At 67.0% G+C, this 22,430-nt stretch carries 24 protein-coding genes and 8 pseudogenes; 14 read left to right on the top strand and 18 right to left on the bottom strand.

What is annotated here, in order from left to right; translation table 11 throughout:
* Positions 1-349: 349 nt before the first annotated feature.
* A pseudogene (locus EV284_RS03795) lies at positions 350-640 on the bottom strand (transposase); the annotation flags it as partial.
* Here EV284_RS03795 and EV284_RS03790 point away from each other — a divergent pair.
* A pseudogene (locus EV284_RS03790) lies at positions 613-822 on the top strand (IS5/IS1182 family transposase); the annotation flags it as partial. The pseudogenes EV284_RS03795 and EV284_RS03790 sit on opposite strands and share 28 nt — an antisense overlap.
* A 75-nt stretch (positions 823-897) precedes the next feature.
* Here EV284_RS03790 and EV284_RS03785 read toward each other — a convergent pair.
* Together EV284_RS03785 and EV284_RS03780 are read right to left on the bottom strand one after the other, a co-directional pair.
* A complete protein-coding gene (locus tag EV284_RS03785) occupies positions 898-2,112 on the bottom strand; it encodes an MFS transporter (RefSeq protein ID WP_130330191.1) in 1,215 nt (404 codons plus the stop codon).
* Entirely contained in the window at positions 2,109-2,918 is an 810-nt protein-coding gene (locus tag EV284_RS03780) for an alpha/beta hydrolase (protein ID WP_130330189.1), read from the bottom strand. The genes EV284_RS03785 and EV284_RS03780 overlap by 4 nt, the downstream gene beginning before the upstream one ends.
* Positions 2,919-2,981: 63 nt before the next feature.
* Here EV284_RS03780 and EV284_RS03775 point away from each other — a divergent pair, with 63 nt between their 5' ends.
* Positions 2,982-3,389 (top strand): MerR family transcriptional regulator, encoded by a 408-nt coding sequence (locus EV284_RS03775; RefSeq protein ID WP_130330187.1) that lies wholly within the window; start codon positions 2,982-2,984, stop codon positions 3,387-3,389.
* Between the two features lie 647 nt (positions 3,390-4,036).
* Here EV284_RS03775 and EV284_RS03765 read toward each other — a convergent pair.
* The 3 genes from EV284_RS03765 to EV284_RS03755 form a co-directional block, all read right to left on the bottom strand.
* Positions 4,037-4,876 (bottom strand): IS5 family transposase, encoded by an 840-nt coding sequence (locus tag EV284_RS03765; RefSeq protein ID WP_130330183.1) that lies wholly within the window; start codon positions 4,874-4,876, stop codon positions 4,037-4,039.
* A 1,120-nt stretch (positions 4,877-5,996) separates the two neighbouring features.
* On the bottom strand, positions 5,997-6,410 hold the full coding sequence (locus EV284_RS03760) for an SRPBCC family protein (RefSeq protein ID WP_130330181.1): 414 nt from the start codon (positions 6,408-6,410) through the stop codon (positions 5,997-5,999).
* Between the two features lie 124 nt (positions 6,411-6,534).
* A complete protein-coding gene (locus EV284_RS03755) occupies positions 6,535-6,759 on the bottom strand; it encodes a hypothetical protein (RefSeq protein WP_130330179.1) in 225 nt (74 codons plus the stop codon).
* Positions 6,760-7,186: 427 nt separating this feature from the next.
* On the opposite strand from EV284_RS03755, the pseudogene EV284_RS03750 reads away from it, so the two are divergent.
* Positions 7,187-8,059, top strand: a pseudogene (locus EV284_RS03750) (IS5 family transposase).
* Positions 8,060-8,085: 26 nt separating this feature from the next.
* Here the strand turns inward: EV284_RS03750 and EV284_RS03745 are convergent.
* The 4 genes and pseudogenes from EV284_RS03745 to EV284_RS33500 all read right to left on the bottom strand — a co-directional run bounded on the left by EV284_RS03745 (position 8,086) and on the right by EV284_RS33500 (position 10,360).
* A complete protein-coding gene (locus EV284_RS03745) occupies positions 8,086-8,427 on the bottom strand; it encodes a DUF5713 family protein (protein WP_130330177.1) in 342 nt (113 codons plus the stop codon).
* 177 nt (positions 8,428-8,604) lie between these two features.
* Positions 8,605-9,567, bottom strand: coding sequence for a WGR domain-containing protein (locus EV284_RS03740; RefSeq protein WP_130330175.1), 963 nt, complete (start codon positions 9,565-9,567; stop codon positions 8,605-8,607).
* 89 nt (positions 9,568-9,656) lie between these two features.
* Positions 9,657-9,965, bottom strand: a pseudogene (locus EV284_RS03735) (IS630 family transposase); the annotation flags it as partial.
* A gap of 266 nt (positions 9,966-10,231) precedes the next feature.
* Positions 10,232-10,360 (bottom strand): hypothetical protein, encoded by a 129-nt coding sequence (locus EV284_RS33500; RefSeq protein WP_278045806.1) that lies wholly within the window; start codon positions 10,358-10,360, stop codon positions 10,232-10,234.
* A gap of 152 nt (positions 10,361-10,512) precedes the next feature.
* On the opposite strand from EV284_RS33500, the gene EV284_RS33495 reads away from it, so the two are divergent.
* The 5 genes from EV284_RS33495 to EV284_RS03715 all read left to right on the top strand — a co-directional run bounded on the left by EV284_RS33495 (position 10,513) and on the right by EV284_RS03715 (position 13,633).
* Positions 10,513-10,641 carry a hypothetical protein gene (locus EV284_RS33495; protein WP_278045805.1) on the top strand — a complete coding sequence of 43 codons (129 nt, stop codon included), beginning with the start codon at positions 10,513-10,515 and terminating at the stop codon, positions 10,639-10,641.
* Between the two features lie 409 nt (positions 10,642-11,050).
* Entirely contained in the window at positions 11,051-11,560 is a 510-nt protein-coding gene (locus EV284_RS03730) for a hypothetical protein (RefSeq protein ID WP_130330173.1), read from the top strand.
* A gap of 56 nt (positions 11,561-11,616) precedes the next feature.
* Entirely contained in the window at positions 11,617-12,012 is a 396-nt protein-coding gene (locus EV284_RS03725) for a hypothetical protein (protein WP_130330171.1), read from the top strand.
* 430 nt (positions 12,013-12,442) lie between these two features.
* The gene (locus EV284_RS03720; RefSeq protein WP_130330169.1) at positions 12,443-12,901 is read left to right on the top strand and encodes a hypothetical protein; all 459 of its coding nucleotides are present in this window, start codon (positions 12,443-12,445) and stop codon (positions 12,899-12,901) included.
* A 219-nt stretch (positions 12,902-13,120) separates the two neighbouring features.
* Complete coding sequence (locus EV284_RS03715; RefSeq protein ID WP_242625550.1) at positions 13,121-13,633, top strand: suppressor of fused domain protein; 513 nt, start codon at positions 13,121-13,123, stop codon at positions 13,631-13,633.
* Between the two features lie 18 nt (positions 13,634-13,651).
* Here the strand turns inward: EV284_RS03715 and EV284_RS03710 are convergent, their stop codons facing one another.
* Entirely contained in the window at positions 13,652-14,095 is a 444-nt protein-coding gene (locus tag EV284_RS03710; RefSeq protein WP_130330167.1) for a hypothetical protein, read from the bottom strand.
* A gap of 449 nt (positions 14,096-14,544) precedes the next feature.
* Between EV284_RS03710 and EV284_RS03705 the strand changes: the two genes are divergently transcribed.
* Entirely contained in the window at positions 14,545-14,730 is a 186-nt protein-coding gene (locus tag EV284_RS03705; protein WP_130330165.1) for a helix-turn-helix domain-containing protein, read from the top strand.
* A gap of 114 nt (positions 14,731-14,844) precedes the next feature.
* On the opposite strand, the gene EV284_RS33090 is transcribed toward EV284_RS03705, so the two are convergent.
* The gene (locus EV284_RS33090; protein WP_242625549.1) at positions 14,845-15,561 is read right to left on the bottom strand and encodes a site-specific integrase; all 717 of its coding nucleotides are present in this window, start codon (positions 15,559-15,561) and stop codon (positions 14,845-14,847) included.
* A 102-nt stretch (positions 15,562-15,663) separates the two neighbouring features.
* Positions 15,664-15,936: a hypothetical protein gene (locus tag EV284_RS33085; RefSeq protein WP_242625548.1), complete on the bottom strand. Its 273-nt coding sequence runs from the start codon at positions 15,934-15,936 to the stop codon at positions 15,664-15,666.
* A gap of 95 nt (positions 15,937-16,031) precedes the next feature.
* On the opposite strand from EV284_RS33085, the pseudogene EV284_RS03695 reads away from it, so the two are divergent.
* Positions 16,032-16,196, top strand: a pseudogene (locus EV284_RS03695) (pirin family protein); the annotation flags it as partial.
* A gap of 137 nt (positions 16,197-16,333) precedes the next feature.
* Here EV284_RS03695 and EV284_RS03690 read toward each other — a convergent pair.
* The gene (locus EV284_RS03690; RefSeq protein ID WP_130330163.1) at positions 16,334-17,014 is read right to left on the bottom strand and encodes an SMI1/KNR4 family protein; all 681 of its coding nucleotides are present in this window, start codon (positions 17,012-17,014) and stop codon (positions 16,334-16,336) included.
* Between the two features lie 280 nt (positions 17,015-17,294).
* A complete protein-coding gene (locus EV284_RS03685; RefSeq protein WP_130330161.1) occupies positions 17,295-17,780 on the bottom strand; it encodes a VOC family protein in 486 nt (161 codons plus the stop codon).
* A 200-nt stretch (positions 17,781-17,980) separates the two neighbouring features.
* On the opposite strand from EV284_RS03685, the pseudogene EV284_RS03680 reads away from it, so the two are divergent.
* A pseudogene (locus tag EV284_RS03680) lies at positions 17,981-18,321 on the top strand (transposase); the annotation flags it as partial.
* Positions 18,322-18,339: 18 nt separating this feature from the next.
* Here the strand turns inward: EV284_RS03680 and EV284_RS03675 are convergent.
* Positions 18,340-18,750, bottom strand: coding sequence for a VOC family protein (locus EV284_RS03675; protein WP_130330159.1), 411 nt, complete (start codon positions 18,748-18,750; stop codon positions 18,340-18,342).
* A gap of 214 nt (positions 18,751-18,964) precedes the next feature.
* Here EV284_RS03675 and EV284_RS03670 point away from each other — a divergent pair, with 214 nt between their 5' ends.
* Positions 18,965-19,663, top strand: coding sequence for an alpha/beta hydrolase (locus EV284_RS03670; protein WP_130330157.1), 699 nt, complete (start codon positions 18,965-18,967; stop codon positions 19,661-19,663).
* Here the strand turns inward: EV284_RS03670 and EV284_RS03665 are convergent.
* Positions 19,647-20,522, bottom strand: coding sequence for an IS5 family transposase (locus EV284_RS03665; RefSeq protein WP_130331051.1), 876 nt, complete (start codon positions 20,520-20,522; stop codon positions 19,647-19,649). The genes EV284_RS03670 and EV284_RS03665 overlap by 17 nt on opposite strands.
* A gap of 152 nt (positions 20,523-20,674) precedes the next feature.
* On the opposite strand from EV284_RS03665, the pseudogene EV284_RS03660 reads away from it, so the two are divergent.
* Positions 20,675-20,959: pseudogene (locus EV284_RS03660) on the top strand (transposase family protein); the annotation flags it as partial.
* Positions 20,960-21,361: 402 nt separating this feature from the next.
* Positions 21,362-21,952: a GNAT family N-acetyltransferase gene (locus EV284_RS03655; protein WP_347402170.1), complete on the top strand. Its 591-nt coding sequence runs from the start codon at positions 21,362-21,364 to the stop codon at positions 21,950-21,952.
* Between the two features lie 20 nt (positions 21,953-21,972).
* Here EV284_RS03655 and EV284_RS33080 read toward each other — a convergent pair.
* Positions 21,973-22,163: pseudogene (locus tag EV284_RS33080) on the bottom strand (IS5/IS1182 family transposase); the annotation flags it as partial.
* Between the last annotated feature and the right edge of the window lie 267 nt (positions 22,164-22,430).

The raw sequence follows: 22,430 nt of genomic DNA, 5'->3' as shown, positions 1-22,430 counted from the left end.
GACCTCGACCTGGGCGATGGCTCGATGGCCGGCCCGGTGGCTTGGTACTCGCTGATCCACATCCCTGACACGGAGATCGGCACGGTCTTCCAGCACTTACATCGAGTGCTGCAGCCAGGCGGACTACTGCTCCCCAGCTTTCATGTCGGGGGCGAGTCGAAGGTAAAGAGAGGGCTATGGCGGCCACCCGATGAAGGTCCATGTCCATCATCGCGAGCACAGCCAGATGATCGGCTGGCTCCACGAGGCAGGCTTCACCGTCGACGAACACAGAACGCTCACCTCGGCCGAGAGCCCCCTTGGGGGAATCCTCCTCGCCCACCATCAGCCTGGTACCCGGTGAGATCCCTCATCTGGTGAGCCGCCGATAGCAGATGAGGATGGCGGCGATACCAGCGAAGGCGAGGAAGTGTTCGGCCTTCCGCTCGTAGCGCCGGTGCAGACGACGGCATCCTGCCAGCCAGGCCACCGTCCGCTCCACCGTCCAACGATGCCGGTCCAGCCGCTGGGATGACTCAATGCCCTTGCGCGCGATGCGCGGAATGATGTTTCGCGAGCGCAGCCATCGCCGCAGGTAGTCACAGTCGTACCCCTCGTCGCCATGGAGCTTGGCGGGCCGTCGTCGGCGCGGTCCACGCCGGGCAGGGTGAGAAGGTACCGATCCAGGCAAGCCAGAGGTGGCATGTCGAACGGACCCACGCCTGGCAGAACGCCTTCCACCGCCTCGCCCGCTGTTACGAGCGGCGCACCACCGTCATCGACGCCTTCTTCGACCTGGCCGACACCATCATCACCGTCCGCAGCCTGATCCGGCGGGCATAGACCACCCACCGCTGGGACGAACGCCCGGACCGCCGCCCATGAGCACCCCAATCTGCGCAACTTATGTCCCCGACGTCAGGGCGCACCGTTCCGGTCCTGCATGCACCAGTGTCTGCTTGAGCGCCACGCTATCGCCGCGGCTAGGGAGACCGCTGCGAGCGCCACCCAGCCGAGCGCTCGAACTCCGGCGATGGCAAGCGCAGCGCCACCAGCCAGGGCACCTCCACCGATTCCCAGATTGAAGGCGGCGACGTACCAGGAAGAGGCTGTGTCGTGAGCCGTGCCGGCGATGCGCAGAACTGTCGCCTGCAAGCACACCGGTGCGGCTGCGAAGGCCATCCCCCAGACGGCGACAGCCACAACGGCGACGGGCGTCAGCGAAGCTCCGAATGCCAACAGGCCGATCGCCAGCGTCATCGCTCCAGTGGTTCCGAATATGGCGGCGGACGGCGCGCGGTCCACCCAGAGACCCGCAAGCCACGTGCCGCCGAGCCCTGTTACGCCGTACGTCGCCAGGAGCGCGCTCACTCCGGCGCCGTCCGGTATCCGCATGCTGTGGAGCAGTGGGGTGACATAGCTGTACAGAGTGAAGTGGCCAAGCACGAGCACCATCGTGGTCATCACCAGCGGAAGGAGACCAGGCAGGCGCAGTGCACGAGGGCCTCGGTCGGCTCCTAGTGGATTTCCTGGAACCGGAGGAAGCACCATCATGGCTACTGTCAGCATCAGCAGCGCGGCGAAGGCCACCAACCAGAAGGCTGCTCGCCAGCCCACGGCGTCGCCCAACACAGCGGTCAGTGGGACGCCGAGGACCAGTGCTCCGGAGTTTCCGGCGAAGACGACCGCCGTTGCTCGGCCCGGTCGTTCCGGAGGGGCGAGAGCTGCGGCGTAACCGGCCACGATGGACCAGAACACGCCGTGCGCGGCACCGCAGATGAGCCGTGCGACAGCCAGCAGCGCAAAATTCGTCGCCGCACCGGAGAGGACCGCACCTGCGGCGAAGATCCCCACGATCGCAAGAAGAAGATGCTTCCTCTGCCAGCTCGCGGTCCAGGAAGTCAACGCGGTCGCAGTCATTGCCACCGTGAAGGCATAGGCCGCGAGCAGCGTCCCCGTCTGAGACACGGACACCTCCAGACTCGTGCTGATTGTGGACAGCAAACCGACAGGGAGCATCTCTGTGGTGACCACGATGAAGGTGGCTAGGGCAAGGACGGCCAGGCCGCCGCGGTGCTTTCCCATGGGACCACGCGGCGCAACGGCCTGGCCCTGCGCGTCCATAGTGGTCATGCGGAAATGGGGCCAAGAGACGCGAGGAAACGGCGTACGTGGCCGAGCCAGAGCGCCCGGTTGTCCGCGTCGAGGATGTGCCCTGCTCCGGGCAGTTCGATCAGCGTGGCGGTCTGGATTCCCGCAGCAAGGCGGCGGGAACTCTCCGGGAGCACCAGACGGTCTCCCGTCGGCGCGAACACGAGGGTGGGGGCCGTCACGCCGGTGAGGTCGCCGCGGACGTCCACGCGGGAGACAAGGTCGAAGTGGTCGAGCATGCCGGGAGGCATCGACGCCTCCACCTGCGCCACCGCCTCCTCCACGTCGGTCGGCGACAGCCCGTTCAACTGGCTCTCGGACAGGCACGCCAGGAAAGCCAGCCGGGCCACCTCCTCCCACTCGCCCGCCTTGCCGAGAAGGGCGATCAGTTGGGAGGCGTGTGCGAGGGCTGGATCGGCCACGGGAAACCCTGCCGTGAGCACCAGTCCTGTCACCCGTTCGGGATGGCGGGTCGCGGCGCGCACTGCGATGGCGGTCCCCAGGGACTCTCCAAGGATGGCGAACGCCTCGTGCCCGCGTGCCACAGCGGAGGCGACAAGGGCGTCTGCCAGCTCGTCGGGATCGAGCGGTTCAGTTGCGACCGGTGTGCCGCCCGCTCCTGGGTAGTGCGGACCGATCAGCGTGTGGTCCCGCGCCAGATCGTCGAGCACCAGCCCGAAGTTGCCTTCGATACCTCCGCCGGCACCATGCGCCAGCAGCAGGGCAGCGCCGCTGCCCTGCACATACACATCAAGATTCCGTTCGAGAACGGCCTGTTCAGCACTCATGGATACGACGCTAAACTCCGACACTGGTGTCAGAGTCAAGTCGCCGGGGAGAGGCAGCATCCCATGCGTATGAAGGAGATGGTCCAGCGGACTGGAGTGCACGAACGACTCCTGCGCTACTACGAACAGCAGGGGCTGCTCGCCCCGACCCGACTTCCCAGCGGATACCGGGAGTACAGCGACGCAGACGTGGAGACAGTGCGACGTATCCGCAGCCTCCTGACGGCCGGCCTCTCCACCACCGTGATCGCTCGAGTCCTGCCCTGTGTTGCCGACGACATCGACCACCTGGTCCCCATGTGTCCGAACCTTGTCCGCCAGCTCCAAGGCGAACGGCGGCGGATTACACAGGAGATCGAGGCACTTCAGGCATCACGGGCCATTCTGGACACGGTACTCAACGCAGCTCCGTCAGGCCTCGCAAGCGAACAGCCAACCGGGGGTGTCACACCCTCCCCAGCAGCCGCTTGATCCGCTCGGAATAGCCGGCCTACCCAGGGACGTGAACCACTGGTACGCCTTTTACAGGCTCAGGTGTCTCCGATCATCACAGAGCGTAGCAACTCCGTGATCACCAGGACCAGCGCCTGCATTGCTACCAGGGTCTGCAACCGCGCCTATCTGCGCGGCCTCTAAAAGGGCGTTTTGTCCCGTCGGGGGTGTTTGGTAAGTCGCGCGGTGTCAGCGGGTTGGGGCCACGCACGGAAGCGTGTGAGGATCCGCTCGTGGAGTGCGATGTGTGTGGAAGGGCGATGTGGCGATGGCCGGTGCAGCCGGCTGTGCCGCAAGAGGAGGTCTGGTCCTGTTCCTGGTGCCACGCCGTCACGCATGTGGGTGGCGAGTGGTTCGAAGTCTCGCGGCCGCCGTACTTGCCCGCGGGGATGCGCTGGGAGAGGGCCGTCGCGGACGGCCTTCCCGCCGATGTCTCCCACGCCTTCGGCGTCTTCGACAGGACGTTGTGCGGAATCCAGATAGCCGGTATGTCGCCTTCGGATCACTGGTGGCTGCCGGAGCGGGAGAACGCCTGTAGCGCCTGCCGGGAGGCGGCGGGTGTCATTGATGACCGCTGGCCGCAGGAAATGAGGGGCGAGGACGCGCGGGTCAGCGTGGCCCGGCGGCTATGAGTCCTTCAAGTTCGGAGTCGATTCTCGTGTGAGCCTGCGGCTCATCAGGTCGATCATCGCGATGCGGATCATTGCTTCGGAGCGGTGTGGGTGGGTTTGGTAGTCGCGGGCGAGGCGGCGGTGGTTCATGAGCCAGCCGAAGGTCCGCTCGACGACCCAGCGCCGTGGGATGACCTTGAAGCCTTTCTGGCCCGGGTCGCGGGGGGTGACCTCGACGTCGATGCCGAGGATGGCGCCGTGTTCGATGGCCTTGATCCGATAGCCGGTGTCGGCCCACGCTCTGGTGATCGTGGGGTGGTCCTTGGCGATGTGGGAGAGCAGGTGGATGCCGCCGGCGTTGTCGGAGACGCTGGCCGCGGTGACCCAGACCGCGAGGAGGAGGCCGAGGGTGTCGACGCCGATATGGCGCTTGCGTCCGGCGATCTTCTTGCCCGCGTCGATGCCTTGCCCGGCGGTCGGGACGTTGGCAGAGGTCTTGACACTCTGGGCGTCCAGCACGCACGCGCTCGGTTCGGCGTCCCGGCCCGCGGCCTCCCGAACTAGTCGGCGAAGCAGGCCGTTGAGCTGGTCGAACACGCCGTCCTTCTGCCAGGCGGCGAAGTATCCGTAGACGGTTTCCCACGGCGCGAAGTCGTGGGGAAGGTAGCGCCAGGGGATCCCGGTGCGGTCCACATACAAGACCGCGTCCATGATCCGACGCAGGTCGTGCTCGGGTGGCCGCCCGATGTCCAGGCCCTTCCCTCTCCGCTCGGCCCGCCAGGTCGACAGAATAGGCTCAAGCAGTTCCCATCGGGCATCGGACAGGTCACTCGGGTACGGCCGCTGTCGGGACACGTTTCGATAGTCCCGTCAGCAGACACGCAGCCACAGGGCGCAAACAGGGGTGACTGGGGGCGCCTTGGGATCAGACAGGAGCGAACGGGCGGAAACGTCTCCAGCAATCGAGTCAGCCGTCTCTCACATCACGGATAGCGACCCTAGCCTCAGCCGTCCCAACCCGCTCTGCCACCCATAACGGCACCAAATCCCCCTGACAGGACAAAACACTCTTTTAGACGCTGTTGCAGGTGGCGAGTCTGCGAGAGCGGACAGGCCGCGGGGCTCCGCCGGCAGTGTGGAAGCCTGACGGGGCCGGTGTCTGAGCTAGGTCTCGAGGGCCACCTCAGTGTCCTAGCCCGGCCTCGGGGGTTGAGGAACATGATCGGCACACAGCAGCAACCCGACTCGATAGGCATCTTGCCCGTCGTCGACCGCCCGCCGACCGCGCCCGGCATACGGCGCCCCCTCGGACCCGGCCCCGCTCCGACCGGCTGACGCAGTGCCGAACTCCCGGAGTCACGGACTGCCGGAGTGAGGGAGTCCCGTCGGCGGGGCGTCCGGCCGAGCCGACCCGCCCGCCGAGCGGGGACGGTCCTGCTCGAGGAACGACGCTCCGCGCCGTGCCTCGTGCATCCCCTCACCGCCGTGCCGGGTGGGCGCAATGCGCACACCCAGAGGACCGGATTCCGGTAGTTCGACAGTCCTCTACATGGAGTGCGCCTATACGACCCGGACGCTCGGCTCCGGCTCGAACTGACCACCGGCCGGGGCCGCCGGCGCCCCGGGCCGGTCCGACGTCGTACGCCCACGCCCGGCCCGGTGCCCATGAGCACGGCTCCCGCTGTGGCGACCGGCAGCACCGCACCGGAGCCGGTGTTCGCCGGACCGCCGCCCGAGACCGCCTCACCGGCGACCGGCGACCGATCACCGGTCATCCGGAAGTCGGCCGTGTCGCCGGCCGTGACCGTCGTATCGGCCGGCTCCCATCCCTCGGGCTGAGCGGAGCCCGGTGCGGCGGGCTTCTCCTCGGGGCGGGATCGGTGGCGGCGACCGTCACCCGCGGTCCGTCGTGCAGCGCGTGGCCGAGGGCCTTGTACGCGGGCCGTCCGCTCCGGCCCGGCCCCCGGCGGGGCGGTCAGCCCGCCGCGTCCCCGGACCGGGCCCGCACCCGCTCCTCCAGCCGCCGCAGGCTGCCGTCCAGCGCCTCGCCGACCGCCTGCTCGCCCGGGTCGTGCGCCTCGTCGAAGAAGGACAGATGCACGATCACCTCGCCGGGCCCGCTGTCGATGCCGGACACCTGGAGCCAGCCGGCGTAGGTGCCCTGCTCCCGGGTGCCCCACTCCAGCCGCATCTGGTCCCGCTCCGAGCGCAGCAGCGCGGGCATGTCCTGGCCGGAGCGGTCCTCGTGCACGGTCACGGCAGGGAGGTCCGCCGCCTCGACGTGCACGTCGTCGGGGATCCAGGTGTCGAGCTGGCCGACGTCGGCGGCCTGGTCGAAGACCTGCTCGGGCCGCGCGTGCATCGTGCGGGAACGTTCGTACTCGGCCATCGTGGTACTTCCCTCCGTGCGGGAGCTGTGTTCCGCCCGCGTGCCCCTTCCGCGGCGCCCGAAAAGCGCGCAGTGCCCGCCCGTCACCAGCCTCGGCGGTGCGGCAGGCCCGGCCGCCCCGGTCTCAGCGGCGGAAGGCCGGGTACCGCGGCAGCGGAGCGGTCCGCCACGGCCGGGCGACCCGCCGCAGGAGCAGGTCCATGGTCGCGGCCAGCCCCGGGAACTCCGTCAGCATGCGCGCCGTCTCCCAGCGGTGCCGCAGCAGCTGGCGGACGGTTGGCACCGAACGCCGGGTGCGGTGCATGGGCCGGTCCACCTGGTGCACCACGGCGGCGCTGACGCACGACAATGGTCCCCGGCTTCCCCTCGAAGGGGACGGCCGGGGCCGCGCGGGTTCCCTTCGGGCTGCGCCCGAAGAAGCGAGCCGGGTCGCTGCGCTCCCCGGCCGCTCCCGCTCCGCAAAGCCGAGGAACTGCTCGGCCGTCCGTTGGCCGAGGACCGTCTCGACGTCGAGGTGGCGCTCCTGGCCAGATCGCTGCCGTGGCCGGGCCCGAATGACTGTCGGCGCTGCGCCCAAGGGCTGTGCAACCCCACTGCCGGAAGCTCTTATAGAACGGGATCACATGGTCCAAGGCGGCGTAGCCGTGCGCCAGGGCGAGTAGCTGGTCCGACAGATCGAAGCCGTCGTCATACGTGTCTCCGGTGCGGGCGTCCACGGCCATCTTGCGCTAGGGCCTGTTGCGAAAGTGGATCTTGGTTGTGAATGATCACCTGCCGTGGGGCGTGGAGATCTGACGAACGACCAGTGGGCTCGGCTTGAGCCGTTGCTGCCGCGGGGTAAAAAGCCGGGCCGTACACCGCTGTGGACCCGGCGGCAGTTGATAGACCGCATACGGTGGCGGACCAGGACCGGTGCCCCGTGGCGCGACGTGCCGGAGCGGTATGGGCCGTGAGACCGGGCCTACGACCTATTCCGGCGCTGGCAGCGCGACGGCACCTGGAAGCGGATCTTCGAAGGGCTGCAGGCCGAGGCCGACGCGGAGGGCCTGATCACGTGGGACGTCAGCGTGGACTCCACGATCACGGGCCCATCAGCACGCCGCCGGGGCGCGTAGAAAGGGGCACTGCAGAAGGAGCCTCCCGGCGGCGTCGACGCCGAACCCGACGATCACGGCCTGGGACGCTCGCGCGGCGGGCTGACTACCAAGCTGCACCTGACGGGTGAGCAGGGGAAAAAGCCTCTTTCGCTGCTTGTCACCGCTGGCCAGCGGCACGACAGTCCGCAGTTCCAGCCGGTCCTGGAGGGCATCCGGGTGCCCCGCGTCGGTCGAGGCCGGCCGCGAACACGGCCGGACAAGGTCCGCGCCGATAATGCCTACGGCTCCCGCGGAAACCGCGCCTACCTGCGCAGACGCGGCATAGGCTCTACCATCCCGGAGAAGGCTGACCAGGTCCGCAACCGTAAGAAGCTCGGCTCTCGCGGAGGCCGTCCGCCGAAGTTCGACAAAGTCGATTACAAGGAGCGCCACGCGGTGGAATGCGGCATCAACCGCCTCAAGCGCCACCGCGCGGTCGCCACGAGATACGACAAGCTCTCCGTCCGCTATGAGGCGACCGTGCTGATCGCAGCCTTCAACGAATGGCTCTGACCGGCAGGCGACCTCCCGGTCGTCGCTCACCAGTCCCGGGTGGCGATCAGCTCCTCTACATCCGCGTCCGTGAACCCGTATGCCGACGCGACAGACCAGAAGTTCTCAGCGATCACCTCGCGCGCAACCGTCTCGATCTCACTCCCGGCTGCCTCGAACTCCGCTTCCAGACTGTTGAACTCCTCGATTGCGGCCTGGGTGAGCGCATACAGAGCCCCCAGATTCGACGGCTGCTCAGCCTCAATCCGCTCGCACAGCCGCAACAGGATCGCCCTGCCGCGGTCGACGAGGTGATCGGGGAAGTACGAGTCCGCATACATCTGCCGCAGGAACACGTGCCCTGCTACCTGCTGGTTCGTGATTGGCATGGCGCTTCCCCACCCGGTAGAAGAACTGACGCGCCAATCATGCACGGCACCACTGACAACGACGCTGCCCATGTACGCCAGACCGCTCGTGGCCAGCACTTTCACAACAGGCCCTAATGCTGTGACCGAGAAGGTTCACCGGCTCTGGCCCTCCGCGGAAAAAACAGCCAGGTCGATTCAGTTGGTCAGAACGGAAAGCACGTCAGCGAAGGACATGGTCGTGTCGGGCTGCAGGCGCAGGGTCTCGCCCCGGAAGGACCGCACCTCCAGCCAGCTCTGCGGCGATGCCGTCGGTAGTGCGTCCATGAGCTTCTGGACGTCGTCCGGACGGAAGACCTTGAACTTCGGTGACGGTCGGTAGAACGACGGCTGGATGTCGAAGCGCAGGTCAACGGCGGGAAATGGCGCTCGTCGCCAGTCACTGTAGGGCAGCGAGGCATGACCGTGGATGCGGGCGTCGACCAGCACCTCAGGGTCCTCGTCCCCGATCTCGCAGTTGAACACGGGGACGGCTGTCGCCACCCGCGCTGCCGCCGCCGGATACGCAGCACAGGCCCGGCCCAGTGCCGGCGAACAGAACAGCGCGTAATCGAAGGACCCGACCGCACGCGGCAACGGCACCTTGTGGTGGGACCGGCCGTCGAAGGCGAGGTCACGCCGGGAGCAGAGAAAGTCCAGGAACTCGGCAACCGCAGCGTTCTGGTGGCTGCCGGCTCGCACTGCGAAACGGACCGCGGTGTGTCCCTGCTCGCGCAGCACGTAGTACTCGAAGAAGCCCATCGGGTGATCGGGCGTGCGCGCGCAGCAGTAGACCTGGTCGAAGCCCTCGACCGGCCTGAACTCGGGGACCGGCGCGTAGGGGCCGACCGCCCTGGTGATGACGTCCAGCACCGGTGTCCCGGCCTCGGCTTCCGCCGGATCAGAGGGTGGTGCCACCTCGGTGAAGCCCTTGCGGAGACGCTCGTTGATCTTGCGTGCTGCGTGGCGTCGCGCCTGTTCCTCGTCGTCGAGGATTGTCGTGCTCCCCTTGCCCGAGGTGCGGTCGGAGCCCCAGCGAAGGAAGCAGCGGATCCCCTCCTGGCGGATCTCCCAGAATTCGAGCGTGACGTCTTGGCGTTCGAACCGCCGCCATGTGGTCATCGGAACTCCCATGTCGCCTGCGGTGGGCCCGCGCCGGGACCGCACGCGGGGGACCCTATCGCTCGCCTGAGACCTTGCTTCTCCGGTGGTCAGGACGCCGGGATGCGTATCCGTCCGCCCCAGCGGATGCCTTTCTCACTGCGGATGCGGGCGCGCTCGCGCCGCTGGGCGGCGAGGACGTCGGGATGGCGCGTATTTTGGTTGCGCCAGCGCAAGTACGCGTGAAGCGCTCGGGTCTGGACGGCATGGTTGGGGTGGTTCGAGTTGGCGATCGTGAACTGCCGCAGCGGCCCGCAATGGGCCTCGATCGGGTTGGCCCAAGACGCGTAGGTCGGGGTGAAGCACAGCTCGACCCGGTTCTTCCTCGCCCAGCGCCGGATCGTCTCGCTGGAGCTCAGCAGCCTCAAGCAGCCAGACAGACCTCGACCTGTGGACGGCCGCTCACCCCAGCAAGGCGAGGACCATCGTCTCGTTCATCCGCTGGGCACGATCACGCCGCCTGGTCACCGGGCTGGACATCCACTACCCACCCAGCCAGTACCCGGCCACCTTCCAATCGGAGGACACCCACCATGAATAACTACGACGGTGCCTGACCGATGCAACCCTCCCCCTGAACATCCGAATCATCGGCGCCCTGATCCGCCTCTACGCGCTTTCCCGCTCACGCATCGTCGAACTCACTGCCGACCGCTACGGCCGCAACGCTGAGGCCGCCTAACTCACCATCAACCGCCATCCAGTGTTCCTTCCGCCCACCTTGGGCCGCCTCGTCGAGGAACAGACCGACCACCTCAGCGGCACCTCGGCGCACCGACGCCACTGCCCGACGAAGTCTCCTACCTCCTTCCGGGACAGAGCCTCGGCCTTCCCCGCAACGCTCTGGCCCTTGCCGACACACTCCGGCGCCACGGTCTTCCGGCCCGAGCAGCCCGCAACACCCCCATGATCGAAGCCATCGCCGACATCCCACCGATCGTGATGGCTGACCCGCTCGGTATCCAGCCCCACACCGCCAACCGCTGGGCACAGATGGTCAGCGAAAGCTGGTCCCACTACCTCACCAGTCCTTAGATCACGCCTTCACCGGACCGAGCAGGGCGTTGGTGCCCACCCCTTGTTCAGGGGCGGGAACTCCGCCCGTGCAGCCGTCAGCGAATGCCCCCCCCCCGGGGGGGAGGCGGAACGTCCCTGTCTGTGATGATCGCTCCTTGACGAGGAGGACGTGATGGGTGACTGGGAAGAAGAGCCGGCGGGGCGGTATCGCCCGGACGGGGGTGGTGTCCGGTTCCGGGCCGGCGATGTGCTGTCGCTGGAATGCCCACTCACCGAGACCACGGTCGCTTCGGTCTCTCGCTCCTACGTGTCCGTACGGTGGCCGTAGAACGACGTCGACCCGGAGGCGCACAGCTTCCGCTGGAACGGCGAGACCGCGCTACCCACACCGGAGGCCTTCGACTGGGACCGCACGTACTTCCGTACCGTGCCGGCGGAAACAGACCTGAACGCCGGCAACACCTGTCTGGTGGGAATCGCGCCGACCGTGGTGCACGTCGCGGCCGTCTACCACTTCGATCCACCCCTGGTGACTGGCATGCTGCCCCGCCCCGCCTGCTACCTCGAAATCCTGCGGCAGGGCGAAGCCCATGATCCCGAGCTCGAGGACCAGGGATATGCCCTCGACCCGGTCGGCGCTGAACCCATCCGCATCGAGTTGCTGTTCCGCCCCTACGCCTTCCTGGAGGCAGGCGACGAAGTCGTTGACCATGACGGGCGCGCCTGGCGGTTCGACGGCCCCTGGGACTGGCATCCCTTCGACGGCCAGCAGACCACCATTCCGGCGTGGCCACTGAAGCTCCTCTCCCGCAATGGCGATCCGGCACCCGAGGACACTGCGGCGGTCACCCAGCAGACGGGCACTGGCAGCCACGAACAGGAGCTTCAACGTTGGACCCGTCTCGCTCTTGTTAAACGGTCCACCGGCCAGCCGTAGTCGAACCAGGACCGCGGCGTCCCCCCTTCCTTCAGTTGGGGCATGTTCACGCGCCGATGTCGCGGGGAATTGCGCACGCTGCACATATACCGACCCTTCACCAGTGCCGCAGGGATACCACCGAGACCGTCGTCGGCGCGGTCACCGGCATGGTGGAGCGCCCGCAGACTCTGGTCCTGGGCCGCTATGACGAGGAGGGTGTGCTGCGCGCGGTGGCGCGCAGCACACCTCTGCACCCTGACCAGGTCCGCCGTAGCGGTGCCCAGCTCGCCCCGGCCCGGCCCGGCCATGCTTGGGAGGGCGTGACGTTCACGACCTCTTGGCGCTCACGCGCCCCACTGGATGTCCGGCTCGTTGAGCCAGAGCAGGTGGCCGAGATGTCGGTGGACACCGCTCAGGCCGGCGGGGTGTGGCGGCATACCGTGGTGTCGTCCGGCTTCGCGCCGACATGACGCCCGCCGAGGTGCCCACGGTGAACGGCAGCACCGCCGTGGGATGACCAACCGCGCCCCGACGTCACGACAATGCGGGCTGCACCAAGGGGGGTTCGACGTGCTCGGCCGCAGGGCAACGACCGCCGTCATCTGCCCAACGGTCCATGGTCTCGCGCTCAAGGTGCGACTGCTGCTCGGTCAAGGTCACCGGCCGCCGGTACGCCCGCCGCGCGGTGGAGGGCCCGCCTGGGGTAGGCAAGACCCACATCGCCGTCGCGCTTCGTAGTGTCCGGCGAACCCGACCGCTCGCCATCGAACGCGACACCATCGTGGCCTGACCTCCAGCGGTCGCCACCCCGTCCGGCATCCTGGAGCGGTGAGCACACCTACAACGCCTTCACTCAGTTTCGTTCCCGCCCCCAGGGACGGGTCATGGGGCCCTGGGTGGGTGCCACTCGACGCCTTCCGCGAGCCCACGGTGGTTGAGGAGCTCACCCAGGCTGCCTTCATTTGGGACAACTTCAAGGTCGACGTCAGCCTGAGGATCGGCAATGGCGACTTCTCGGACGCCGCGACCTCTGTCTGTGTTCTGGACTTTGTCCTGATGCTTCAAGCCGCAAGGGTCACGCTCCGTGAAGACAGGCGCGCAGTGTTCGAACTCTCCGACCGACAGGACGAATGGCACTTCACGCGGGACAAAGAACTGATTGGATTGCGCACTCGATACGCCACCCGGGAGGGCTGGCACTTCCGCCCCGCAGAAGGGCACTGCCTGGCACGTGAGTTCGACAGCCTGGTGGAGCAGTCCCTGCGGGACGCTCTCGCCCTGATCTTCTCGAGGCAACCTGTGACACGACAGAACCCCTACCTACAGGCCCTCGCGAGCAACGGCTTCGATGCTGCCTGAGCAACCCTGTTCGTGCTGTTCACTGGGCACGTTCCTCCGTACCTGCCTGAGCACTTTCTGGAGTACACCGACAGTAGCTGACGTTGTCAGCCCCATGACGCTGAGTGAGCCGCCAGGGGCTGCCGATCGCGGTGGGATGATCGCGTGGTGAGTGATGCGAGGGTGCTGGCCGCGGAGGCCGTTGAGTCACATGTCCGGGCGTTCTTCGAAGGGCACTCCGTGGAGGTCGTCGACTACGACCTCGGGCCGGAACGGCGAGAGGTGGTGCCCGAGCTGCGAGTTCTCGTTGTGGGGCCCGGTCCCCGCAGCGACAGCTGGGCCTATGTGACCGCCGGGTGCTGGGCCGCGATGGAGAAGGACGGTCACGGCAACGGCCTTGAGTTCGTCATGACCGCCCACGTCCGCGACCAGCGGTTCATCGAACTCATGGCGATGATCGCCTACTACCACTGCGGAGGACATCAGCTCGACCTGGACCACAGCATGCCGATCGGGGAACCGTGGGTACCGGGGTCAACCTGCGATCACCTGCTGATCAGCCTGCCCTATCTCCACGGACCAGACCTTGAACACTGCCCCGTTCCCGGGGGCCACGCCCGCATCCTGTGGACCCTGCCCGTAACGACAGCCGAGATCGAGTTCCGCAGGCGTCACGGGCACGAGGCGTTGGAGCAGCTCTTCGACGAGGCAGAGATCATCCCCACCGATCCTTTCAGGGCGTCTGTTGCCTGAGTTTCCATCCGCCGGCGGTCACCGATTGCGGCCGCCAGGTGCGTATCGGCTCCAGGTTCCGCCAGCTTCGGTGATCAGCCGGGTGGCGGTCTTGTCGTGATAGCCGAGTGCCTTCGCGATGACGGGGGCCGGGGCCTGCAGGACGAGCTGACGGATCGCGGAGGCTCTGCCGCGCTGTGGCGGGACGCCGATCTCACGCAGATGGGTTTGGAGGCTGACCGGGTTCATCGGCTGTCCGGGTTGGCGGCCGGGGAAGAGCCAGTGGGAGCTTCTGCTGCTGGCGTAGGGCAGATGCTGGCGGGACAGGATGTATGCCCGCATCAGCTCGGCGACGGGCCCCGGCAGCGGGGACGGTGGGTCTACTAACTGGACGGTGACGGTGGTCTGGTCGTCAGTGACGTCGTTGATTGTGAGGGACGTCGTTGATTGTGAGGCGGCCGATGCGGCTGACGGGTTGCGCATAGAGGAGAACGAGCGCTGCAGCGACCCTGGCCCGGAGGGGTAAGGAGTCTTCATTGAGGACGCGGCGGAGTATCGCGAGCCGGCGGTGCTGGTGCAGCGGTTCCGTGTCCTGGGTCATGACGGCGGGCGGCAGCGTGAGGCGGGGCATCCGGCCGGTCCTCATGCACCACCGGAGGAATGACTGCGACGGACGGCGGGTGGCCGGCCTCTCGGTGTGCCAGGCGTCAATGTCGGCGCCAGGGCGAGTAGCTGGTCCGACAGATCGAAGCCGTCGTCCTACGTGTCTCCGGTGCGGGCGTCCACGGCCATCTTGCGCTAGTACCGACGCTTGTCCTCTTCCACGCACCCGGGAACAAAAGGTGTCCTTACCACTTGATCGCCGTCTCTCCAAAGCCCACGCCTTCCCAAGACTAGAGACTTCGTCTTAGCCACATCTGGAAGGCCTCCGCATGTCCGCACAGTTCATGACAGCCCAACAGACCGCCGAGTACCTGAACATGTCAATCACGTGGGTCTACCGGGATGCGCCGAAACTCGGGCTCACGCCTTACAAGTTCGGTACAGGTAACAGCGCCAAACTGCAGTTCAGGATCAAGGAGGTTCAGGCTTGGACTGAGCAGCAGAAACGTTCTTGAATTCAGCTCTTGTGGGCCTGGCTATGTCCAGCCAGGCCCACCGGAGCACTAAGCCGCAAGCGCCATGTCGAGAATTTGGGCCGCCTTTCCGATCGATCCCGGCATGAGGTGCCGCTAAACCTTGAACGTGATGTCGAAACTCTTGTGGCCCATCCATTCGGCGACGTCGGTGATCGGGATGCCGTTGCTCAGGCAGTTCGACGCGAAAAAATGACGGTTACCGTACAGCACCATCCTTTCGGGGATGTCCACTTGACCCGACGCACGTATTCGCTTCCACTGGTTGTCCATAGCCCAGTGCGGATACGGCTTGGTGGGGTCAGTGGGTTGACGCAGTAGGTAGCCGTCGAAGGTGCCGTGCTTCTCGGCGTACCACTGGATCGTCTCCCTGATCCGAGCGGGTAGGGGCACGTCGCGGTACTCCCCCGCCTTCCGATGCTTCAGCGGCCCATAGCTCTTGGTCGACAAGATCACCTGCTCACTGACCCGATAGACATCGTCAGCCACAAGGTTGTTGAGGTTCACCGCCGCCGCCTCCCCGTTACGCAACCCGCAGCCACTCATCAGGTCAACCATCAGCCTGAACGCGTCGTCCCCCGCCGCGCGGATCCCACGGAGTTGCTCAAGGGACGGGATGACGGCCCGAGCAGGGTCGTATTGCGGTGGCTTCACCCCCAGCAGGGGGTTGTCGGCGTAGATCCCCAACCGATGGGCGTCCAGGAGGGTCGCGCGGAGTTTGTCGAAGGCGTTGGCCTGTGTCGCGAGCCCCGTCTTCAAGCGCTCCATGGTGCGGATGAAGTGATCCACCACCTTGTGGTCGAAGGAGTTCATCCGTCGGCTTCCGAGCGGCGGGTTGAGGTGGTGCTCCAGGAGCGAATCGAGGTTTTGTCGCACCGAGGCGACCGCCAGGTGCCGCTGGCCGGCCTTCCACTCCTAGGCGCACTCCTCGAAGCGCATCGTCCCGTACTTCTGGATGCGCTCGGCTTTCGACTGGGACCGAAGGGTCGCCTTCTTCTCGTTGTAGATCTCCGTCAAACGAGTGATCGCCCTGTCCTGGGTTGCGAACCCAGCCTCCTCGGTCTGCATGCCCGCTGCGCTCCGGTACCTGATCTTGTACTCGTGCGGGCACCTCGACCAACGAACCTCAGGATGCTCGCAGTCCTTGAAGAAGGTGCCTATGCCGCGGGCGAGTTTCCGTGCTGCCATGTGGTGCTGACTCCTCGGCGTCCGATGCTGACCTTTTGCTGACGCCTGAGGGTCCGCGATACCTCTGACCTGGGATAAAGCGCAGATCGCGTGGTATGTGGTGGAACTTCGTGGGGCGTACGCAGGACGACATCCGTCGGGCCCGGGAGGACTGGATGACGGGTTCGCGATTCGGGGAGGTGAAGGGGTATGACGGGCAGCCGCTGCCCGCTCCCCAACTCCCGCCCGTGCCACTGAAACCACGAGGGCGGGTGCGCTGAACCGGCACTTCTCTAAGCTCCACCACTGGTGGCGGCCCGGGGCTGCCTCGGTGAGGTCGACGACGGCCCAGTCGTACTGAGGGCTCTACTTGGCCCGTTTGACCAACCGCAACGCTCCACAGCACAGGCCGACGGACCTACGGTGCCGACATTGCTGTGCGCTCGGCTTTCTCCAGCCAGTCGGTGTACCAGCGGGCGAACGTCACCGGCGTGCCGTCGTCGTCGAGTAGCGGGGCGAGGTCGACGTCGTCCACCCGGCAGTCGGACCAGATCGTGCCACGGTGGCTGCCGCTGATGATCAGCCACTCTCTCTGCGCGCAGCCCAGGTGGGAGAGCACGACGGCGCCGGCAGTGCGCTCCGGGGCGAACATGATGACCTCCCACCGCTCGTCCCACGCCTCGATGGCGTCGTCGAAGTCCTCGATGTCGTCGAAGTCCTCTTCCTCGGGGCGTTGGGCAAGGAGGTCGTCGAGCAGCTTCGGGTCCGGGCCCTGGTCGGGAAACGGCTCGGCAAGCCTCGACAGGTCGGCCAGGTCCGCGCCGTCGCCTTCCCAACGCCAGCGGCCTTGCACGCGCCGAACCGGGAACAGGCCGTACGCGGGGCCGGCGCCACCCGCGCCGACGTGTAGCAGGAAGGCCCGGTACTCCTCTGGCAGCCGCACGCCCGTCTGAGCCTCGAGTTCGTCAAGCTCGCCCTGGGTCAGCGGGTCCTCCACGATCCACCTGTGCCCCAACGCCCCGAACACCGTGCTGCTGGACGGCCCTGCACCGGCCGCCTCGACCCGCTGACGCACGCCCACCCACCATTGATCAGTCATGCGCAGACGGTACGTGCAGCCACTGACACCTGGGTCACGGGGCCCACTGCTGCGGTCGCACGCGCATCGGCCAGCTGAGGCCCTCGGTGGCCAACCAGCGCACTCGGTCACGCCCACCAGCAAGATCACGCTCTCGCTGATGCGGGCGGTCCGGGTACGGACGCGGGCCGGCCATTGCCGGTGGCGAGCAGCCCGGGCATGGCCGAGCGGTTCAGTCGGCTGGTTCCGTGGGGTACGGCGCGCGGTGTCCGGTAAGGCTCACCAGGCGCACGGGGTCCGGTCACCCGGCGGTGGCCAGGCGGCGCTGAAGCTCTTCCTGCGAGATGTCTTCCACGTGGGTCAGAAACACCCACATGTGGCCTGAAGGGTCCTTGAGGATGACGGTGCGGTCGCCGTAGAACATGTCTTTCGGTGGCTGGAGGATCTCAGCGCCGGCGGCTTCCGCGCGCTTCGCCAGGCTGTCGACGTCCGGCACGAAGACATGCAGCGTGACGGACGTGCCTCCGCCGAGTGAGGCAGGCGCGGCGAAGGAGGCGGCCTCCGCCTCGTCCAGGCTGGCGTCGCCCAGCATCAGGGCCGACCGTCCGATGGTGATCTCGGCGTGCAGAATCCCGCCGCCCGGAGCGTCGATCCTGAAGTCCTCACGGGCGCCGAACGCCCGCTGGTAGAAATCGATCGCCGCAGCGGCGTCGTCGACCATGATGTGCGGGATCACGGCATAGCGGTAGCGGTCGGGGATCTCGACGTGGTCTGTGCGCTCGGTCACGGGGAACCTCCTTGCAAAGGCACCGCTGGTCGGTTCCTGCGGTCCTGGAAGGAACCTAGAAGCTCGAGTTTGGTTGGGGTCAAGCGTCGACGTGGCCCTGCGAGTCGTACCTGCACAGCACCTGCCGGCCCCGCCCTGCCAATCGGAAGACACAGCTCGCCAACTCAAGTGCTCATCCGCCAACAGAAGCGTTGAGCCACATCCGTGTGCCCCGCATCGGGGCGGGCCGGCCGCGGGTCCGTCCCGACCGCGTACGGGCCGACAAGGCGTACGCCGCCCGCAGGAACCGCGCCCATCTGCGCCGCCGCGGGATCCGCTGCACCATCCCGGAGAAGGCTGACCAGGCACGCAACCGCCGAAAGCTCGGCTCCCCCGGCGGGCGGCCGCTGCGCTTCGACCGGCCGACTACCGCGAGCGCCATGCGGTCGAGTGCGGGATCAGCCGGCTCAAGAGGCACCGAGCCGTCGCCACGCGATACGACAAGCGCGCGGTCCGCTTCGAGGCGATCGTGCTGGTCGCTGCCATCAAGGAGTGGCTTTGACATGCATGTTTGTGAGGTCTACGAGTTGGACCAGTCGCGAGTGGAGAGCACCAGCAGATAGCCGTCGGGGTCTTGAAAAGTCATGCCCCAGGTGTCCCAGTACGGATTATGGGCGGGCACTCGCTTCCCGCCGTGCCGCTCGAGCTGCTCCACGAGAGAGTCGGGCACCGGTTCGCCGAGGTAGATGACCAGCAGGTCTTCCACGGTTGGCCGCGGTTCGAAAGGAGCAGCAGGATCGTGAACGAGTTCCAGATGCCAGCCGGCCCCGGGCCAGCCGACCATCAGGAGCGAGCTCCGGCCCGGGGTGCCGTCCGCCGCATGCCGATACAGGACGTCGAGGCCGAGACCTGAAACCCAGAAGCGTTCAGCCGCTCGGAGGTCGTGTGAGGGTCGGGCTATGCGGATGTGAGCAGCGGCGTCGGCCGACATCGTTCTACCTCGCGACAGGGGCAGGCCCGGCATGAACCAGTGGCTGTGTCCGTGGGCTTGGACAGCAGTGAGCTTAGAGATTGAGTGACTGCGTGCCATCGGGCGCTGGTCCTAGGCCGTGTATCGAAAGTGGATCAAGGTGAGGGTGCGGCCGTGGTTCGGGGCTAGGCTCACCGGTCTGGCCGGTCTGGGTCGATCTGAGGAGACGGACGAGTTGGCTGCTGCGGTGCTTGTTCACGGCCTGTACCACCGTCCCGAGCACTTTGCGGTGGTGGCGGAAGGATTGCGGACAAACGGAATCGAGGTTGCTGTGCCCGAGCTCCACCGCGGCTCTTTGGCTGCTGACACCGCCGCCGTCCAAGCCGTCATCGACGCGTTACCCGAGCCCCCGGTCGTCCTCGGCCACTCCTACGGAGGGTCGGTGATCACAGGGGTCCGCGGAGCGGCACACCTGGTCTACCTGGCAGCGTTCGTGCTCGATGCCGGCGAGAGCGCGGCCAGTCTGGGCGGCGCGTCCCAACAGCTCAAGGACGCCATCGTCGCTGAGCTGGACGGCTCGACCACCCTGCACCCCGGCCTGGCCATCGACACCCTCTACGGCGACTGCCCTGACCCCCTCGCCGCGCGGGCGGTTGACCTGCTGCGTACTCAAGCCCCGGGCTGCGGACGAGGAGTCCCCCAGCGCCACAGCTGGAAGACGACTCCCTCCACCTACGTCATCTGCGCACAGGACCGGGCCATCGACCCCAGCCTCCAACGGACCATGGCCGCGCGCTGCACCGACGTACGCGAATGGCAGACAGGCCACTCCCCGTTCGTGGGGCGGCCTGACCTCATCGTGGAACTCCTGCTAGAAGACCTCCCCACCCGCAGCGCGCCCCGGCGAAACCAGGACGTCACAACCACTCGTTGATCACTGCGACCAGGACCGTCGCCTCGTATCGGACCGCGAGCTTGTCGTACCTGGTGGCGACGGCACGGTGCCTCTTGAGGCGGTTGATTCCGCACTCGACCGCGTGACGCTCGCGGTAGTCGACCGGGGCGAAGCGCGGTGGCCGGCCACCCCGGGAGCCGAGCTTCTGACGGTTGCGTGCCTGATCGGCCTTGTCGGGGATGGTGCAGCGGATCCCGCGCCGGCGCAGGTAGGCGCGGTTCTTGCGGGAGGCGTACGCCTTGTCCGCCCGCACACGTTCAGGCCGGACCCGGGGCCGGCCCGGACCCAGCCGAGGCAGGCGGACCTTTGCCAGTACGAGTTCGAACTGCGGCGAGTCCCCACGCTGCCCTGCCGTCACGACGATGGACATGGGCTTCTGGCCCTGCTCGACGGCCAGGTGCAGCTTGGTGGTGAACCCACCGCGCGAGCGTCCCAGCCCGTGATCACGAGGCTCGGTGAACACGCCACCCGGCGGTTCCTTCTGCAGGTCGCCCTGCTTGCGAGCCCCGGCCGCATGCTGGTGGGCGCGGCAAACCGTGGAGTCGATACTGAGGTCCCCCGTGATCGCACCCCTCGAATCGGCCAGTGACTGGAGCCGAGTCAGGATGTGGTGCCAGGTGCCCGCCCGCTGCCACCGACGGAACAGGTCGTAGACCCGGCCCCACGGCCCGTACTCGACCGGCACGTCACGCCACGGAACACCGGTCCGAATCCGGAACCGTATGCCGTCGATCAGCTGCCGCCGAGGCCAGGCGGGCGGTCGCCCTGCCTTGGCCAGCTTCGGCAACAACGGCTCCAACAACGCCCACTGCTCGTCCGTGAGATCTCCCCGCCCCATGACCAGGATCATTCAGCGCGCAAGATCCATTTTCGATACACGGCCTAGTCCTGGTTGCCGAGGACTCAATGGTCCTGACCAGCCTCTTCGATACACGGCCTAGAGGTGTTCGCCACCGTGAGGGTGGTAAGGCCCTGGCCCCGGACCGGCCGGGCCGTCCGTGGGCGCTGACGCTGGCGGACCGGGTACTGCTGGTGGCGGTGTACTGCCGCACCGACCTCACTATGCGCCAGCTTGCCCTGCTGTTCGGGATCTCGCCGGCGGCTGTCGGCCGGGTCATCAGCCGACACGGCCCGCTGCTGGCCCTCGCGCCGGGTAAGCGCAAGCCCGGACGGCAGCAAGTCCTCATCGCGGACGGCACGGTGACGCCTACGCGCGACCGGAGCGTGTCCGCCTCGTCGAAGAACTACCGCTACTCCGCGAGCCTCCAGGTCCTTACAGCTCGTAACAGGATCTTGTCGATGTGTCATGCTCGGGCATGACCAATGTGATCCGGCCGGTCGTGTGAGAACTTGGGGGCGCCTCAACGATCGGGCTGTGGTGGTGGTTTACCCAACGCGCCATGATGGGTTGTGGCAACTTTCGAACCCTGGCACTTCAGCCGAGATCTGGACGCTTTCCTCGGCCGCGTAGAGACATTCCTCCGTTCACGTCCGACAGTGCACACGGTGCTACTGACAGTGACTGAAGCGCTTCGTCAAGCAGGACCGGTGCCGCCTGGGCCCGGAGCACCGCTCTTCGGCACGCTCGCTCAAGACGGTCAGACGCTGGCTGCGTTTGTACACACGCAGCAACACGGGTTGGTCGTCTCACCGTTGTCCGAGTCCGGAGCCGCGGCTTTGGCTGCCCGCCTGGCGGACGAAGGAGAGAACCCGCACGGCTTTTCCGGTGATCGTAAGAGCGTCGAGGCGCTCGTGACCGCCTGGCGACAGCGCACCGGAGACACCGTCGTGGAGCACCGCCGCGAACGTCTCTACAACCTAGGCACTCTTACTGCCCCCGCTCCGATGCCCGCAGGCCGGGCGCGGGTCGCTGATCGGGGGGACCGAGATCTCCTCGTGCGCTGGGCCCAGGAGTACGCCACTGCGATCGGCGAGCCCGACCGGCGCGATTTCGGCGTCTGGGCGGACGGACGCCTCGCCTACGGCGGGGTCACCCTATGGGAGAACGACGGAGGCGAGCCCGTCGCCATGGTTGGTTCCTCGCGCCTCGTCGCCGGCCAAGTCCGGATAGCACCCGTCTACACGCCGATCCACCTTCGTGGGCGCGGATACGGGAGCGCGGTCACTGCCGCGGCGGCACAGGCCGCCCTCGTCGGCGGCGCGGCCGATGTTCTCCTCTTCACGGACCTCGCCAACGCCACCAGCAACGCGATCTACCAGCGCCTGGGTTTTCGCCCTGTAACCGACTTTGTCACCTACCGCCTCTAAAGCTTGTCTCGTGAAGTCGATCAGGCTCGGCTGAGGGTGAGGTTGTGCATGTGGGCGACGCAGTTGGTGGCCCAATAGACACCGTCACCCTTCAGGCGGCAGTCCCGCAGGATCTTCCGATTCTTCATCCGGGCCAAGGCGTGCCCAACCTGGGCCCGGACGGTGAGGCGTTGTGCTGCTCCTTCCAGTCCGGATGCCGATCCTGTCCCCGACTGAACCGCCCCCACACGCGTTGGTCCCGCCCACCGGCCCGGAGGACGATGGAGTCGTGGGCGAGCGGCTTGCTCCGTCGACGCGGAGATGATCACGAGCGGGCCGCCGTCACCATGTTGTGCCAGCGAAGCCGTTCCCTCCATCGGGGTAAATCGGGCTGGGAATGGGCACGCCTGACGGCCGGTGAGGTGACGGCACCGTATGGGGCGGATGGGCCGTCTGCCCGAGAGGAATCGATTCGACAGCCCTCGATCGAGGGAGGTCG

Origin of the sequence: Streptomyces sp. BK022 (assembly GCF_004217355.1) — a bacterium.
Taxonomy (GTDB): Bacteria; Actinomycetota; Actinomycetes; order Streptomycetales; family Streptomycetaceae; genus Streptomyces; species Streptomyces griseoluteus.
Note: the sequence above shows the minus strand (reverse complement) of the source record. Positions and strands in the feature narration are given on the sequence as shown.

Coding starts and splice junctions, on each gene's coding strand:
- EV284_RS03785 (WP_130330191.1), bottom strand. CDS start 2,112: ATGACCACTATGGACGCGCAGGGCCAGGCCGTTGCGCCGCGTGGTCCC.
- EV284_RS03780 (WP_130330189.1), bottom strand. CDS start 2,918: ATGAGTGCTGAACAGGCCGTTCTCGAACGGAATCTTGATGTGTATGTG.
- EV284_RS03775 (WP_130330187.1), top strand. CDS start 2,982: ATGCGTATGAAGGAGATGGTCCAGCGGACTGGAGTGCACGAACGACTC.
- EV284_RS03760 (WP_130330181.1), bottom strand. CDS start 6,410: ATGGCCGAGTACGAACGTTCCCGCACGATGCACGCGCGGCCCGAGCAG.
- EV284_RS03745 (WP_130330177.1), bottom strand. CDS start 8,427: ATGCCAATCACGAACCAGCAGGTAGCAGGGCACGTGTTCCTGCGGCAG.
- EV284_RS03740 (WP_130330175.1), bottom strand. CDS start 9,567: ATGACCACATGGCGGCGGTTCGAACGCCAAGACGTCACGCTCGAATTC.
- EV284_RS33495 (WP_278045805.1), top strand. CDS start 10,513: ATGATCGAAGCCATCGCCGACATCCCACCGATCGTGATGGCTGACCCG.
- EV284_RS03725 (WP_130330171.1), top strand. CDS start 11,617: ATGTCGCGGGGAATTGCGCACGCTGCACATATACCGACCCTTCACCAG.
- EV284_RS03710 (WP_130330167.1), bottom strand. CDS start 14,095: ATGCGCAACCCGTCAGCCGCATCGGCCGCCTCACAATCAACGACGTCC.
- EV284_RS03705 (WP_130330165.1), top strand. CDS start 14,545: ATGTCCGCACAGTTCATGACAGCCCAACAGACCGCCGAGTACCTGAAC.
- EV284_RS33090 (WP_242625549.1), bottom strand. CDS start 15,561: ATGAACTCCTTCGACCACAAGGTGGTGGATCACTTCATCCGCACCATG.
- EV284_RS33085 (WP_242625548.1), bottom strand. CDS start 15,936: ATGGCAGCACGGAAACTCGCCCGCGGCATAGGCACCTTCTTCAAGGAC.
- EV284_RS03690 (WP_130330163.1), bottom strand. CDS start 17,014: ATGACTGATCAATGGTGGGTGGGCGTGCGTCAGCGGGTCGAGGCGGCC.
- EV284_RS03675 (WP_130330159.1), bottom strand. CDS start 18,750: ATGTCGGCCGACGCCGCTGCTCACATCCGCATAGCCCGACCCTCACAC.
- EV284_RS03665 (WP_130331051.1), bottom strand. CDS start 20,522: ATGGGGCGGGGAGATCTCACGGACGAGCAGTGGGCGTTGTTGGAGCCG.